Here is a 14,574-nt window from a genome sequence, read left to right on the forward strand (position 1 = left end):
TAAAAAAGAGGCTATCACAATCTCATGCGATAGCCTCTTTTTTATCTAAATTATTTATTGAAAATATTTTTCAATGCTTGTTTATTTACATCACGGTTAAGCTGTGCTAAGTAAGTTGTCAATTTAATATCTTTAGGACAAACTTCTACGCAGTTTTGGCTGTTACCGCAGCTGGTGATACCGCCTTTTTCCATTAAAGCATTAAGACGTTTTTCTTTGTCAAATTTGCCAAGTGGATTAAGGTTGAATAAATATGACTGAACAGTAGGAGCAGGTCCGATAAAGTCGGATTGAGGACCTACGTTAGGGCATGCTTCCAAGCAGCAGCCGCAAGTCATGCAATGAGAAATTTCATAAGCAGTAGCAGCAACATTAGGATCTTGGATAGGTGCTGTATTAACTTCCCAGCTGCCATCTACTTCTACCCAACCCTGAATGCGTTTAAGGCTTTCAAACATTACAGAACGGTCAATCTGTAAGTCGCGAATTACTGGGAAAGTACGAGCAGGTGCTAAACGAATAGGCTGAGAAATCTGGTCTACCAATGTAGCACAAGCCTGTCTTGCTTTACCATTAATAACCATCATGCAGGCACCGCAGACTTTTTCCAGGCAATTACATTCCCAAACAACAGGAGTGGTTTTCTTGCCATCTTTTGTTACAGGTTTTTTCTGGATTTCCATTAAAGCCGCAACAACATTAAGTGCTGGACGATATGGAACAAGAAATTCTTCTGTATAAGGTTTACTATCAGGAGTATCCTGACGTTCTATAATAAAATGTACTGTTTTTTGATCTGCCATCGCTATTATTTACCTCCCTTAGCAACATCGTAACGACGTGGACGTGGTTTAATCAAGGAATGATCGAAATCTCTATAGCTGATTTCAGGTTCATTGCTAGTTGGATTATAAGTTGCGATGGTGGTTTTCAAGAATTTTTCATCATTACGATCAGGGAATTCTGGTTTAAAGTGAGCACCACGGCTTTCGTCACGCATACGAGCAGCTTTACAAATTACCATAGCATAAATAATCATGTTGCGAAGCTGACGAACGAACATAGCTTCCTGGTTAGCCCAATGACTCTTATCACTTACACCGATATTATTCCAACGTTCAAGGATTTCATGCAATCCTTTCATGCATTCGTCAAGTTCTTTATTTACACGAACAATAGTACATGATTTGTTCATTAAATCACCAAGTTCATGATGAAGTTCATGAGCATTTTCAGTACCGTTCATGTCGATGATTTTTTCAAATTCATCTACTGCAGCCTGTTTAGCAGCAGCAACTTGTGCATCGGTTAATTCTTCGCCAATTTCATCGCTTTCTGACCAACGAATAGCTTCCGGACCAGAAATAGTACCAGAATAAGCAGCTGAAAGAAGTGAATTTGCACCAAGACGATTAGCACCATGATACTGGTAATCACATTCGCCTGAAGCTAAAAGTGCTGGAATATTGGTATTGTGTTTTGTATCAACCCAAATACCACCCATGGAATAATGCACAGAAGGATAAATCTGCATTGGTACTTTACGAGGATCATCACCAACGAATTCCGAATACATTTCCAAAATACCGCCAAGTTTACGTTCAAGATATTCAGCAGGAATATGGGAAAGATCCAAATAAACGCGGTTTTCACCATTGATACCAAGTCCCTGATTTACGCAGACATCATAGATAGCACGAGCTGCGATATCACGAGGTACAAGGTTACCATATGCAGGATACATAGTTTCGAGGAAATACCAAGGTTTACCATCTCTATATGTCCATACACGTCCACCTTCACCACGGCAAGCTTCTGACATAAGACGATTTTTATCGCTGCCAGGAATTGCTGTAGGATGAATCTGGATAAATTCACTGTTACCGATTTCAGCGCCCTGCTGATATACAGCGGAAACTGCTGAACCATTACAGATAGTTGATGCTGTGCAACGACCAAAGATAACACCAGGGCCACCAGTAGCCAAGATAACAGCATCAGCACGGAATGCTTCAATTTCCATTGAATTCATGTTCTGTGCAACGATACCACGGCAAACGCCTTTGTCATTTTTAATGATATTGGTGAATTCCCAGAATTCATATTTTTTAACAAGGCCTTTTACTTCCCATTTACGAACTTGTTCATCAAGTGCATAAAGAAGCTGCTGACCAGTTGTAGAACCAGCAAATACAGTACGTTTATTTTTCTGTCCGCCGAAGTTACGAAGATCTAAAACACCTTCAGCTGTACGAGTGAACGGAACACCCATACGATCAAACATTTTTATAAGTTTAGGTGCTGTTTCGCACATACCTTTAACAGCGGTCTGATCTGCTAAAAAGTCACCACCATAAACAGTATCATCAAAATGTTCCCATGTTGTATCGTTTTGTCCTTTTGTGTTCATGCACGCGTTAATACCGCCCTGTGCACACAAAGAATGTGAACGTTTTACAGGACAATACGAAAATAATTTTACTTCGCCGCCTGCTTCGCAAATTTTAATAGTCGCCATAAGACCGGATAAACCGCCGCCGACAACAATTATATTCTTTTTACTCACGTAGCTCTCTCCTTATTTATAATAAAATCTAATCAGTGCATTTTATATGATATCATAAATGCGATAGTAACGAGGGATAATAATAGACAAACAAGCATCATTACTCTGCTGATAAATGTTTGAATACGAGGGCCTTTAGCGATACCCCAGGTCATGCATAAGGTTGTTACACCATTGCAGAAATGGAATATTGCAGCGATCATACCAACAAGATAGAAAATGAACCACCCTGCATTATTAAACATCTGATCTAATAATTCGTAAGAAATAGGGGTGCCGCCACCTTTAGTGAAGATACGTAAATCAACTACATGAATTATTAAGAATACAAAAAGAAAAATAGCTGTCCATCTTTGCAAAGCAAACTGCCAATTGCGTACATAACCATATTGAGCTGGATTATTTTTAGCCTGTAAAGTGATATATAAACCATAGAGCATATGGAATAAGAATGGAATAGCAAGACCAAAAATTTCAATTACCAGCATAATATCATGCGGTATAAGAGCAATTCTGCCAATAGCTTCGTTAAAAGCAGCAGGACCTCCAATAGCCTCCGCATTAGTCAAAATATGTTCTAATAGGAACAATCCCATAGGAACAATCCCGCAAATTGAATGCAGTCGACGAATGTAAAATGTTACATTGAACATTATGAACCTCCTAATTATTTACTCCCGTGTGGGAAATTTTAAAATAAGAAATCGCCAATAGCAAATAATCATATTTGCTATTGGTTTTCCTAATTAACAAAATTAAAGTTTACGATAAGGTTTTTGACCTATTTCATAAAAATTATTTCCTTCGGAATCGATAACTACGATTGCCGGAAAATCTTCAACAGTAAGTGCAGCAAGTGCTTCTGGACCAAGTTCAGGATAAGCAATTACTTCATATTTTTTTACAGATTTAGCAATAAATGCTGCAGCACCGCCAACAGCGGCAAAATATGTTACACCATTTTTTTTCATGGACTCAATAACTTCAGGTTCACGGGAACCTTTACCAATCATGCCTTTTATACCTTGATCAAGCATCGTAGGTGTATAAGCATCCATACGACCTGCTGTTGTAGGTCCGCAGGAACCGATTGGATCACCAGGTTTTGCTGGTGTAGGTCCTAAATAATAAACAATTTGATCATGCCAGTCAATCGGAAGTTTTTCTCCTCTTGCCAAAGCTTCAGTCATAACTTTATGAGCAGCATCACGTGCACTATAAATAACACCGCTTATCAATACACTCTGTCCTACTTTAAGTTTACGGGAATCTTCTTCAGTAAGAGGTGTCGTAATACGAATTTTTTCAGCCATTATTAAGTTTCCTCCTAAAATATTATAATTCACGTTTGCTGTGACGAGTTGCATGACAGCAAATGGTTACTGCGACAGGTAAGCCGGCAATATGAGTAGGACCCCATTCAACATTTACAGCAAGTGCTGAGGTTGTACCACCAAGCTGTGGTCCGATACCTGTTTTGTTAATCATTTCTAAAAGGTCTTCTTCAAGCTTTGCATAATCAGGATGTGCATTACGCTGAGTCAATGGACGAAGAAGTGCTCTTTTAGAGTAATATGCAGCCTTATCCATTGTGCCGCCGATACCAACACCAACAACCATTGGTGGGCATGGGTTACAACTAGCATGTAAAATAATATCCAGAACAGCTTTTTTTACACCTTCAACACCATCAGCTGGTACCAGCATTTTGATGTCTGATTTATTTTCACTGCCGAAACCTTTTGGTTCGATTTCAATTTTTAATTTATCACCAGGAACCATTTCAGTATAAATAATACCTGGAGTATTATTTTGTGTATTCTTTCTGTCGAATAATGGCTCAGCAACTACTGATTTTCTTAAGTAGCCTTCAGTATAACCTTTGGCAATACCAGCGTTGATAGCATCATTAAGACTGCCGCCTTCAATATGAAGGTCCTGTCCAACTTCAACAAATACAATTGTCATGCCAGTATCCTGGCAGATAGGGCGATCTTCAGCTTTTGCAATTTCTGCGTTCTTGATTATCTGATCAAGGACATCACGACCAACCGGAGATTCTTCGGTTTCTCTTCCTTTTTTTAATGCTTGATAAACATCTTCAGGCAAATAATAAGCAGCTTCTTTACACATCTGTGCAACTGCTTCTGTAATTTGTTCTACCTGTATAGTACGCATATAAACCCTCCTAGAATATTAATATCCCCAATGAGATAAATGTTATCATATTTTTAAATTGCTTTCAAGCCTTTAACGACAAGTATTTGCAGATTTTAAAGGTGAAACCGATTCACATTTTTCTTCTATAATATTTATAATAGCTCTAAGGTGCGATAAATATAAAATATCATGTCATTAGATATTTTTTCAGCTCAATAAAATTTTTATTTTCTGAAATCTCAATAATGGCAAAACTGCCATATTTGCCATCACGTGGCAAGGCCACACTGCCGGGATTCAAAAACAGTTGTGTATTTACTCTCTTCTCTGAATAAACATGACTGTGCCCATAAATAATTATATCGGCTTTATTATCAGCAGTCACTTCCCGCAGGATATCAACGCCCCATTTCACCTGATACTTATGACCATGTGTCAGCCAAATTTTTTTCCCGGCAGTATATATATATTCATCCTCTGGTATATCAGGACACATCCAGTCACCATTACCAGCTACCTTTATAACTTTTGTTCCCGTTAAATTTTCAAGCTCTACAGCATCCTGCACATAATCACCGGCATGCAGCCATAAGTCTAATTTGCCGGCCATTTGAGCTGCCTTTCTTATTGCTCCAATGCTGCCATGGCTGTCACTTACAACACCAATTTTCATAATAAATACTCCGCCAGTAATACTTTCATTTTTTTTATGGCCAGTCCTCTGTGACTTACAGCATTTTTTTCTGCCAATGTCATTTGTGCCATAGTTTTATCTTTAATGTAAAAATAAGGGTCATAGCCAAAACCATTTGTGCCCTGCGCCTGTAATTTTATGCTGCCTTCGCAGCTGCCATCAGCCTGTAGTATCTTGCCATCCACATCATGAAAAACAAGCACACATTTATAACGGGCTGATGATTCACTTACCTGTTTTTTTCTTATTTCCTCAATCATTTTATTATTATTATCTGCATCGGTTGCCTGCTCGCCGGCAAATCTTGCTGAATATACTCCCGGCTTTTTATCAAGAATATCAATTTCAAGTCCTGAATCATCAGCAATACAGGCCGCACCTGTTTTTTCACTATAAAACTTTGCTTTTATTAAAGCATTTTCGGCAAAAGTACTACCGTCTTCTACAGCCTCGGGCAAAGCAGGAAATTCTGCTAAGGATTTTATATTTACTGGCAAATCAGCAAAAGCATCTATTAATTCCTTTATTTTCCCTTTATTTTTAGTTGCAATAATTATCGTTTTCATATTATGGTTCCCTGCCTATTCTCCAGCCAAGATAATTGCCTAAAATATCTTTTTGATATGATATCAGCTCGTCAATACCGCTTTCTGCTGTTGCTAAAAGTCCTGTCAGCTGCTTATGGGAAAATGGATGTTCTTCACCAGTTCCCTGAATCTCAACAAAATCTCCATTACCAGTCATGACAACATTCATATCAACAGCCGCTTTACTATCTTCTTCATAGCATAAATCAAGAATAATCTCATCTTTATCACTGACACCAACGCTGATTGCCGCTAAAAAGTCTTTAACAGGAAATACTGTCTGCGGATCATAAATCGTTTCTAAAGCATCAACCAATGCAATAAAAGCACCGGTAATCGATGCTGTTCTGGTTCCACCATCGGCTTGTATTACATCACAGTCAATCATAATGCTTTTTTCGCCCAATGCCTTTAAATCCATTACACTGCGCAAGCTTCGCCCAATCAGACGCTGTATTTCCTGGGTACGGCCACTTACCTTACCGCGTGTTACTTCACGAGCTACACGAGTCTCAGTTGCTCCCGGCAGCAATGAATACTCTGCTGCCAGCCAGCCTGAGCCAGTCCCGCGTAAAAACTTTGGTACCTTCGGCTGGATTGTTGCCGTACAAATTACTTTTGTATCGCCAAACTCCACTAAAACCGAGCCTGCCGGATGTTTTAAATAATGTCTTGTTATATTTACCTTACGCAGTTCATCATTGCTGCGTCCATCTAATCTTGCCATAGAATCCCCCTAAATGTCACTGTTCTTATGTTTTAATAACTTACTATATGCTTTACTTAATGTCGTGTATATCATATGCAAAACATTGAAAAACCTAACCCTTCCGACTTGACTTCGTCAAGCCACCTTCCCTATGCTGTAGTTCTTAGTGCTTTAGCACTTTAGAAATACAGTACACACCGTGCAGGGACGGCTTTAAACCAATTGCTTAACTAATAGGCTCCCCTCTAGGGTAGCTGGCGGCAAAGCCGACTGAGGGGTTAAACGTCAAATATATTATTAACCTACTCAATAATACATCATACTATTATAAATAAAGTTATCTCGGGTGGGCAGCCCAATCTGAATGGGAACCAGCTGCCAGCGCCAGTACTCACATAACCATATTTATCATTATCTTTGAACATTCCCCGCACATATTTAAACCCCGGAAAAACGGGCTGTCCCAATATTCCAATCTGCCCGCCATGAGTATGACCAGTAAGTGTTAAATCAATATTATTGGCAAATCCATTATCGATAAAATCGGAATGATGAGCTAGTAATATTTTAATGGAATTTTCTGGTACTTGCTGCATAGCAGTGTCCATATATTGCTTAGCCTGTTGGCTAAAAATCCGTCTGTCGTGCGGATAGTCAACTCCCAGCAAACAGAGCTCACTATTTTTCTTATGTATAACAATATTATCATTTTGCAATAATCTAATTGAAGTTTTTGCTAAATTCGCTCTTATCGCTGTGATATCGCGAAAATATTCATGATTACCCCAGCAATAATAAATACCATAGGTAAATTTATCATTATAGCTGTCTACAATAGAAATTGCCTGTTTATTAAGCCTGTCATCATCAAATATATCACCGGTTATTGCCAAAACATCAGCGTGCATTCCAGCCAGTCGTTCCAAGGTCTCGCGCAGCTTGTCCATAGTAAAATAACTGCCAATATGTACATCCGTCAAATGAGCGATTTTCAGTCCGGCAAAATCCCCAGCCTGTTTTATTTTTACTGTATGATTTTTAACAACAATGTCACTGCTTTCCAGCACGCTGCCATACAGGACAGCCCCTTCTACCGGCAGAAGCAAGGTCTGTGCCAAAAACTTGCGTCTTGATATGTCCACTGGTTTAGCCGCATGAGTTCTTGTCCATAAATCTAACAAATAAAAAAACACTTTAGCTAAAACATAAAACGCTGATAAAAATATTTCTGATACAAAGCAAATAATTATCAGTCGCTGGCTTAATGACAATAATGGAAATTGCAATGGTAAAAATTTTGTTACGTATAAAAAAACCAGTAATAGTGCATTAACAGCAAATATTTTTAAATATATATTTCTCCTTATCAAGCGCGGATTAATTGTTCTGAGCAATCGCGCAAATAATAGAGAGAATACTATAAATGTCGTTATTACACTCATTATAAATATATAAAACATTTGATTTCCCCCTATATAATTATAACAAAATAATAAAATAGTGCCAGACAGATGCCGGCACCATTTATATAATATATATTTTTATTTACTTTGCTGATACTGTTTAAAATTCTTAATTATAACAATAGGTGTCTTTTGTGAAGCATTGCCAAAAGGATTATCGAGCAGTAATTTGGCAACTGTGTCGCCATCAGTCCCATCAGTAATACCTACTATACGGGAACGCTTTAAATCATTGACATCAGCAATAACTGCTCCAAAACAGCGCAAACGCTGTTTCAGCTTATTTACAACTTCCTGCGGATTTTGTGGCCCGTAGACAATACATTTATCAAAAGGCGGCATCGTCCCTGTTACATCATCGATAAGTGCGGCCTGTTCGCCACCCCATTTATAAAAGAGTCCGTTTTGTCCGATAAGCTTACCTAAAAATCCCAAAAACAGGGCAAATGCCACACGCCATTTCCCTTCTACATCCATCAGTGACTGCATGCCATGTGGACTGGCAAGACTGCCATAATCAGGAATAAAGCGACAGCAGAACAAGGCCAGCTTGGAAATCTTTAAATCTTCCGGACGAACAAAGCGTTTCTGCGTAATAGCAACAACACTTTCTGCCACTGATATTATATCATTTTCCGTAATTTTATCCTTGGTGTACTTTTCGATTGTATCAACAATATTATCTTTTTCGGTTAATATTCTTGTGGGTACTGGAATTATTTCAACTTCATGCATATTTTCACCTTCTTTATTTAATCTGCAAGTTCTACGTTCATAAGTTTAGCAATTTTAGCTGCCGGCAATACAAGTCTGTGCTTAGATAATGAAGCTTCATGGCGGGCTGTATGCTGATAAACAACATCAACCGGCACATCAACTATATGTGGAATAATTCCATTTAGCATTTCATTATGACGCGCTGTTAATTCTATCTTTACCATGATTTTTATTTTTTCGAATTTTTGGATGAGTACTGCTTCAAAATAATCATCTTCACGCGGACTGCCTAAAAGCTCTGCCTTAGCGCGAACTTCTACTTTATCGAACTGTTCATAAGGAAGCTGTGAGCGAACAAAACAATCCATTATCGTTGCACATTGCTTGCCTTCATTGGCTATTTCAATCTCCGTCGTAAATACAGCCTTATTGTCAGTACTGCTTTCTAATACAAACGGTGTATGTTTGTCAATTTTGAATTTTATATCAGCATCGCCAATTTTTTCCCAGGCCAAATACACCAGGCCGGCAATTACCAATAAGACAATAACTATTATGCCTAATATTTCCATTAAACTACCCCCAATTAACTAAAATCTTCCAAATTTATTTTATTTACAACAGGATGCTGTACTTTCACAACAGTTTCAACCATATCTTTAGCATGATCTAGTGATGATGAGAAGAAAAATTCCAGTTCCCCTGTCGCTGCTTTAGGCTGCAATAAATCCATCTGCTTTAAAACCTGTTTAGTATTTTTTGCTGTATTAACTGCTGGATCAATCAAAGTAACCGCATCACCTAAATACTTACTGATTTCCTGTTTTATTATTGGGTAATGGGTACAACCCAATATAAGTGATTCAATATTTTTGCCAGAAAAAACCTGCATATAACTTTTTATTTTTTCATCAATGATGTTATCATCAATATGACCAGCTTCAATAAGCGGCACAAAATCTGAGCAGGCCAATGTTGTTAATGATATATTTTTTTCTATAGTTGCTGCTACTTCGCGGTGAAAATTCTTTTTTATGGTTGCTTCCGTAGCAATTACGCCAATATTTTTATGGGGTGCATATTTCAAAGCCTCTGCTACAGCTGTATCCATTGGTATAACTGGATAAGGCAGCTTGTCTTTAATAAGCTCATACCCCCATGAAGTCATGGTATTACAAGCAAATACTGCCATTTTTACTTTTTGGGCTGTGAAAAAATTTAGGAATTGCTTCATAAATCCTATTATCTGCTCTGGACGCCTTGGACCATAAGGCATTCTTTTTAAGTCACCAACATAAATAATATTTTCATTTGGCAAAAGATCATGCAACTGCTTTACAACTGTAAGTCCGCCCGAACCTGAATCAAAAACACCAATAGGTGCATCTATCTGCATCAATTTCTCTCCATTCAGTATTATTTACTTTAACGCCTGCTGTAATTTACTGTAATATTTTTCCGGTAACCGAGTTATTTTCCCCGTATCTTTATGCGTAAAGACATTTTGCGTATAGCCCCTTACCAATAAAACATTATCTGATTGACGGTAGATTTCATAATTAAAAGCCATCTTAGCTTTTGTCAATGCTACTGGTATTGTTCTTATCACCAGCACTTCATCATAATGCCCGGAAGAAATATATTTCACCTGAACATCTACTATCGGGAAAACATAATTATCATCCATCATTTCCGTCAATGTAATTTGAGCCTTACGCAGAAAATCAACCCGGCCAATCTCAAACCAGCGTATATAGTTAGCATGATGTACTACGGCCATTGCATCGGTATCGAAAAAGTTTACTCTGTGTGTTATTTCTGTTATCATTGCTGCACCTCCAACATCTGCTCTGATATCATCCGTAAGTGATGATAAAACAACTTTGCCACCACTATTAATAATATTATTCGCAATTATTATTAATAACAAAACAAACATATTTCAATATATCACATACCAATAAAAAAATAAAGTATAATATTCATCGATTATATATAATACTTATAAAATAAAATCCTGCACACAAAAAAGGACTGTGCACATTTTTCGCATGTGACAGCCCCTGTTTATATTTTTACTTATGCCAAAACGCGTGCTAAACGGACTAATTCTGGATCAAGTGTTTTCGTATTATTTATTGAATCAAATAAATCGATACTTACAACTTTTCCTGAATTAAAGCCAAACACCACATTAGACACACCGGAAATTACAGCAAGTGCTGCTCTTTCACCAAGAATACTTGCTTTTAATCTGTCTTCTACGCTTGGTGAGCCGCCTCTTTGGATATGTCCCAAAACTGATACACGAGTATCAATTCCTGTTTTTTCGCCAATTTTTTTGCCGATATCAATACCGCTGCCAGCCCCTTCAGCCACTACAACAATACTATAACGGCGCCCATCAGTATAAGAATTTTTGAGTTCATCACAAATCTGATCTAAATCAAATTTAGCTTCCGGCACAAGAATATATTCTGCGCCACCAGCAATACCAGCCATCATTGCCAACCAGCCTGATTTACGTCCCATAACTTCAATTACAATTATACGGCGATGTGAAGATGCTGTATCGCGCAATTTATTTATGGCATCAAGAATGGTATTTACCGCAGTATCGGCACCAATAGTATATTCTGTTCCCCAAACATCATTATCAATTGTTCCTGGCAGACCAACAATTGGCATCCCCCCCAGTTTGCTCAAAAGCGAACCACCAGTTAAACTACCATCACCACCGATAATTACAAGACCTTCTATACCATGGCTCTGTAAATTAGCTAATGCTTTTTTACGGCCTTCTTCTGTTCTAAATTCATCACTGCGGGCAGTGCCAAGGAATGTACCACCACGCTGAATAATATCACTTACACTGCGTGAGGTAAGTTCATGGATATCATCATCAATCATGCCCTGATAACCATTATAAACGCCCCAGACCTTTACCCCTTCAAATATTGCGGTACGAACAACTGCACGCGTAGCCGCGTTCATCCCTGGGCTATCACCGCCACTAGTTAATACTGCAATGGATTTTAACATCTTGCCACTCTCCCTTATTCACTGTCAATAAATATTTATAATACAAAACATAATATTTATTTTAGTTAATTAAATTCAAATTGTAAAGTATTTTCGTAAAAACCATTATTTGGCAAAATTCGCACAATAGGCATATTTTGCCTTTAATATATATTTTTGTTATAAACAAAGATAATATGATTTCGTACATAATAAAATTTCCTACAGAGTAAAATCAATATGAAAATTTTTATTCATTAATAAATTATATTTATTAATGAATAAAAATAGGACAGCACAATCAGCTGCCCTATTTTACGTTATTTAACTAATTCATTGAGTTCTTCATTAGGTTCTAAATTAGTCTTTATTAAAACACGCATTATACGCACATTTTCTATTTCTTCAACAAAAAAAGCATTCATCTCAAAAGTTGTTTTCTGTCCCACCTGTGGTGGTGTATCAACTTTATTAGCCAGCCAGCCGCCCACCGTATCAACGTTATCAGCTGTTATCTTTATTCCTAATATATTTTTTAGTTCAGATAAAAGCATTCTACCATCAACCGAATATAAACATTCGTCTTTTTTTTCAATGAAAGGTCGTTCCTCATCAAATTCATCCTGAATTTCACCGACAATTTCCTCGATGATATCCTCGATCGTTACCATACCAGCAGTGCCGCCATATTCATCAACAACAATGGCCAGCTGCACACGATGCTGCTGCATAGTATGCAATAAATTGCTGATAGGCATTGTTTCGGGTACAAATGGTACTGAACGAATAAATGAAAGTAAATCTGGTTTTTTGCCAACATACAACGAACGCAATAAATCCTTTATATGCAAAAAGCCAACAATATTATCCTTATCTTCACGACAAATAGGATAACGGGTAAGATGTTCCTGCAAGGCTAATTTTATATTTTCATCAGAAGAGTCTTCCAGATACAGACAAACCATATCCGTCCGCGGTATCATGATCTCACGTACATTTCTGTCAGAAAAATTAAAAACATTATCGACAAATTTTAATTCAGTTTTATCAATATAACCATGCTTATGGCTTTCTTCCATTAATATACGTATTTCGTCTTCAGTATGTGCAGCCTCTTCGTCAGCAGCCGGTTCAAAACCTAATCGCTTTATTACCCAGTTTGCCACATGATTTAAAAACCATACAGCCGGATACATAAGTCTGTGAAACACCATCATTGGCAGGGCTATTCCCAACACTACCGGTTCAACCTTTTGTATTGCCATTGATTTTGGTGCCAGCTCACCTAACACGATATGCAGCGATGTTATTATCGAAAACCCCACAATGAGTGATATTGTATGATTAAGTGATGGATCAATATTCCAGCTTTTCAATAACGGCTCAATAACTTCTGAAACCGCTGGCTCACCAATCCAGCCTAAGCCTAATGACGCCAGTGTTATCCCCAGCTGCGTAACCGATAATGACGCATCCATATGATCCGTAAGCATTTTTGCATATTTAGCCCGTTTATTGCCTTTTTGGATAAGTACATCTAACCTTGTAACCCTGATTTTAACTATCGCAAATTCTGCCGCAACAAAAAAACCATTCATAAATACTAAGAATAATACTAATATAAATTTAAAAAGAATAGAAAAAATATCCAATAATTAAATTACCTGCAAGGCAGGTATTCACCTCCACATATAAGTTTTGCATTGCACTAGTTGAATTTCAGATGCCTGAAAGGCTCCCCTATATGCTATAGTTCTTTGCGCTTTAGCGCTTAGAAATATAGTACACACAGTGTGCGGAGCTGGCAGCAAAGCTGCCTGAGGGGTTAACCCTTCCGGCTTAACTTCGTCAAGCCACCTTCCCTATGCTGTAGCTCTTAATGCTTTAGCATTCTATGCTACAGTTCTTTGCACTTTAGTGCTTAGAAATGTAGTAGGCAAAGCAGAGATACAGTACACACAGTGCAGGGACGGCATTAAAGGTCACACTAGTTTATTATTTAGCACAGCACAAATAAGTTCAATATTTTAATAAAGTTTTATTGTGACATACTCCCACCACTTAATGCCTATGGCATTTGAAGTGGGGGCTTCTTGTTCGATACGACTAATGTCGTAAGCATAAGCAAGCTAACCCCGTGTGCCCCACGGTTTATATAATTAGGCAGACAATATTCTTCTGCCTTCTTCACGAATGTTTATGGCGGCATTTATATCTCTGTCATGATGCGATTTGCATTCAGGACATTCCCACTGTCTTATAGTTAAGTCTTTTGTGTCACTATTTTTATATCCACATATGTGACAAATCTGGGAACTTGGATAAAATTTATCAATCTTAACTAATTTCTTTCCACGTTCTTCTAATTTGTATTTCAACATACTTACGAACATTCCCCATCCATTGTCAGCAACAGATTTGCCGAAGTTTAATGACTTTGACATGCTCTGCATATTTAAGTCCTCTATGCAAACAGCATCATAACTATCAGCTAACTGACATGAACTTTTATGTTGAAAGTCTTTTCTTTGATTTGCTATTTTTTCATGTAGCAAAGCTACTCGTTTTCTTTGTTTTTGTCGATTATTGCTACCTTTTTTACACAATGATAACTTTCGTTGCTCTTTAGCTAATTTCTGTAGTGATTGACGATAAAA

The 14,574-nt window shown here is 37.7% G+C and carries 16 protein-coding genes; all 16 read right to left on the bottom strand.

Annotation, left to right across the window (positions count from 1 at the left end):
• Positions 1-50 precede the first annotated feature (50 nt).
• Positions 51-803 (bottom strand): succinate dehydrogenase iron-sulfur subunit, encoded by a 753-nt coding sequence (sdhB, locus tag HNR32_RS09925; RefSeq protein WP_183862199.1) that lies wholly within the window; start codon positions 801-803, stop codon positions 51-53.
• A 5-nt stretch (positions 804-808) separates the two neighbouring features.
• Entirely contained in the window at positions 809-2,566 is a 1,758-nt protein-coding gene (gene sdhA, locus HNR32_RS09930; protein WP_183862201.1) for a succinate dehydrogenase flavoprotein subunit, read from the bottom strand.
• Between the two features lie 32 nt (positions 2,567-2,598).
• Entirely contained in the window at positions 2,599-3,219 is a 621-nt protein-coding gene (locus tag HNR32_RS09935) for a succinate dehydrogenase/fumarate reductase transmembrane subunit (RefSeq protein ID WP_183862203.1), read from the bottom strand.
• Positions 3,220-3,321: 102 nt separating this feature from the next.
• On the bottom strand, positions 3,322-3,879 hold the full coding sequence (locus HNR32_RS09940; RefSeq protein WP_183862205.1) for a Fe-S-containing hydro-lyase: 558 nt from the start codon (positions 3,877-3,879) through the stop codon (positions 3,322-3,324).
• Between the two features lie 22 nt (positions 3,880-3,901).
• Complete coding sequence (locus tag HNR32_RS09945; protein WP_183862207.1) at positions 3,902-4,744, bottom strand: fumarate hydratase; 843 nt, start codon at positions 4,742-4,744, stop codon at positions 3,902-3,904.
• A gap of 169 nt (positions 4,745-4,913) precedes the next feature.
• Positions 4,914-5,399 (bottom strand): metallophosphoesterase family protein, encoded by a 486-nt coding sequence (locus tag HNR32_RS09950; protein ID WP_183862209.1) that lies wholly within the window; start codon positions 5,397-5,399, stop codon positions 4,914-4,916.
• A complete protein-coding gene (rdgB, locus tag HNR32_RS09955) occupies positions 5,396-5,986 on the bottom strand; it encodes an RdgB/HAM1 family non-canonical purine NTP pyrophosphatase (protein WP_183862211.1) in 591 nt (196 codons plus the stop codon). Before rdgB ends, HNR32_RS09950 begins: the two co-directional genes overlap by 4 nt.
• Position 5,987: 1 nt before the next feature.
• Positions 5,988-6,734, bottom strand: coding sequence for a ribonuclease PH (gene rph / locus HNR32_RS09960; protein WP_183862213.1), 747 nt, complete (start codon positions 6,732-6,734; stop codon positions 5,988-5,990).
• Between the two features lie 299 nt (positions 6,735-7,033).
• Positions 7,034-8,176 carry a metallophosphoesterase gene (locus HNR32_RS09965; RefSeq protein ID WP_183862215.1) on the bottom strand — a complete coding sequence of 381 codons (1,143 nt, stop codon included), beginning with the start codon at positions 8,174-8,176 and terminating at the stop codon, positions 7,034-7,036.
• An 81-nt stretch (positions 8,177-8,257) separates the two neighbouring features.
• Positions 8,258-8,914 carry a coenzyme F420-0:L-glutamate ligase gene (locus HNR32_RS09970; protein WP_183862217.1) on the bottom strand — a complete coding sequence of 219 codons (657 nt, stop codon included), beginning with the start codon at positions 8,912-8,914 and terminating at the stop codon, positions 8,258-8,260.
• 17 nt (positions 8,915-8,931) lie between these two features.
• Positions 8,932-9,468 (bottom strand): hypothetical protein, encoded by a 537-nt coding sequence (locus HNR32_RS09975; RefSeq protein ID WP_183862219.1) that lies wholly within the window; start codon positions 9,466-9,468, stop codon positions 8,932-8,934.
• 14 nt (positions 9,469-9,482) lie between these two features.
• Positions 9,483-10,292: a glutamate racemase gene (murI, locus tag HNR32_RS09980; RefSeq protein ID WP_183862221.1), complete on the bottom strand. Its 810-nt coding sequence runs from the start codon at positions 10,290-10,292 to the stop codon at positions 9,483-9,485.
• 24 nt (positions 10,293-10,316) lie between these two features.
• Positions 10,317-10,724: an acyl-CoA thioesterase gene (locus HNR32_RS09985; RefSeq protein ID WP_183862232.1), complete on the bottom strand. Its 408-nt coding sequence runs from the start codon at positions 10,722-10,724 to the stop codon at positions 10,317-10,319.
• Positions 10,725-10,975: 251 nt separating this feature from the next.
• Positions 10,976-11,938, bottom strand: coding sequence for a 6-phosphofructokinase (gene pfkA / locus HNR32_RS09990; RefSeq protein WP_183862223.1), 963 nt, complete (start codon positions 11,936-11,938; stop codon positions 10,976-10,978).
• Positions 11,939-12,237: 299 nt separating this feature from the next.
• Positions 12,238-13,569 carry a hemolysin family protein gene (locus HNR32_RS09995; protein ID WP_183862225.1) on the bottom strand — a complete coding sequence of 444 codons (1,332 nt, stop codon included), beginning with the start codon at positions 13,567-13,569 and terminating at the stop codon, positions 12,238-12,240.
• A gap of 507 nt (positions 13,570-14,076) precedes the next feature.
• Positions 14,077-14,574, bottom strand: a 498-nt coding sequence (locus tag HNR32_RS10000; RefSeq protein ID WP_183862227.1) for an RNA-guided endonuclease TnpB family protein, incomplete at its 5' end; no start/stop codon positions are given.

The organism is Pectinatus brassicae, from assembly GCF_014201835.1.
GTDB classification, from domain to species: domain Bacteria; phylum Bacillota; class Negativicutes; order Selenomonadales; family Selenomonadaceae; genus Pectinatus; species Pectinatus brassicae.

What these genes read in the sequence shown, in the direction of transcription:
- rdgB (WP_183862211.1), bottom strand. Translation starts at nt 5,986, where the DNA reads ATGAAAACGATAATTATTGCAACTAAAAATAAAGGGAAAATAAAGGAA.
- rph (WP_183862213.1), bottom strand. Translation starts at nt 6,734, where the DNA reads ATGGCAAGATTAGATGGACGCAGCAATGATGAACTGCGTAAGGTAAAT.
- HNR32_RS09935 (WP_183862203.1), bottom strand. Translation starts at nt 3,219, where the DNA reads ATGTTCAATGTAACATTTTACATTCGTCGACTGCATTCAATTTGCGGG.
- sdhB (WP_183862199.1), bottom strand. Translation starts at nt 803, where the DNA reads ATGGCAGATCAAAAAACAGTACATTTTATTATAGAACGTCAGGATACT.
- HNR32_RS09985 (WP_183862232.1), bottom strand. Translation starts at nt 10,724, where the DNA reads ATGATAACAGAAATAACACACAGAGTAAACTTTTTCGATACCGATGCA.
- HNR32_RS09975 (WP_183862219.1), bottom strand. Translation starts at nt 9,468, where the DNA reads ATGGAAATATTAGGCATAATAGTTATTGTCTTATTGGTAATTGCCGGC.
- HNR32_RS09940 (WP_183862205.1), bottom strand. Translation starts at nt 3,879, where the DNA reads ATGGCTGAAAAAATTCGTATTACGACACCTCTTACTGAAGAAGATTCC.
- murI (WP_183862221.1), bottom strand. Translation starts at nt 10,292, where the DNA reads ATGCAGATAGATGCACCTATTGGTGTTTTTGATTCAGGTTCGGGCGGA.
- HNR32_RS09945 (WP_183862207.1), bottom strand. Translation starts at nt 4,744, where the DNA reads ATGCGTACTATACAGGTAGAACAAATTACAGAAGCAGTTGCACAGATG.
- HNR32_RS09970 (WP_183862217.1), bottom strand. Translation starts at nt 8,914, where the DNA reads ATGCATGAAGTTGAAATAATTCCAGTACCCACAAGAATATTAACCGAA.
- HNR32_RS09950 (WP_183862209.1), bottom strand. Translation starts at nt 5,399, where the DNA reads ATGAAAATTGGTGTTGTAAGTGACAGCCATGGCAGCATTGGAGCAATA.
- pfkA (WP_183862223.1), bottom strand. Translation starts at nt 11,938, where the DNA reads ATGTTAAAATCCATTGCAGTATTAACTAGTGGCGGTGATAGCCCAGGG.
- HNR32_RS09965 (WP_183862215.1), bottom strand. Translation starts at nt 8,176, where the DNA reads ATGTTTTATATATTTATAATGAGTGTAATAACGACATTTATAGTATTC.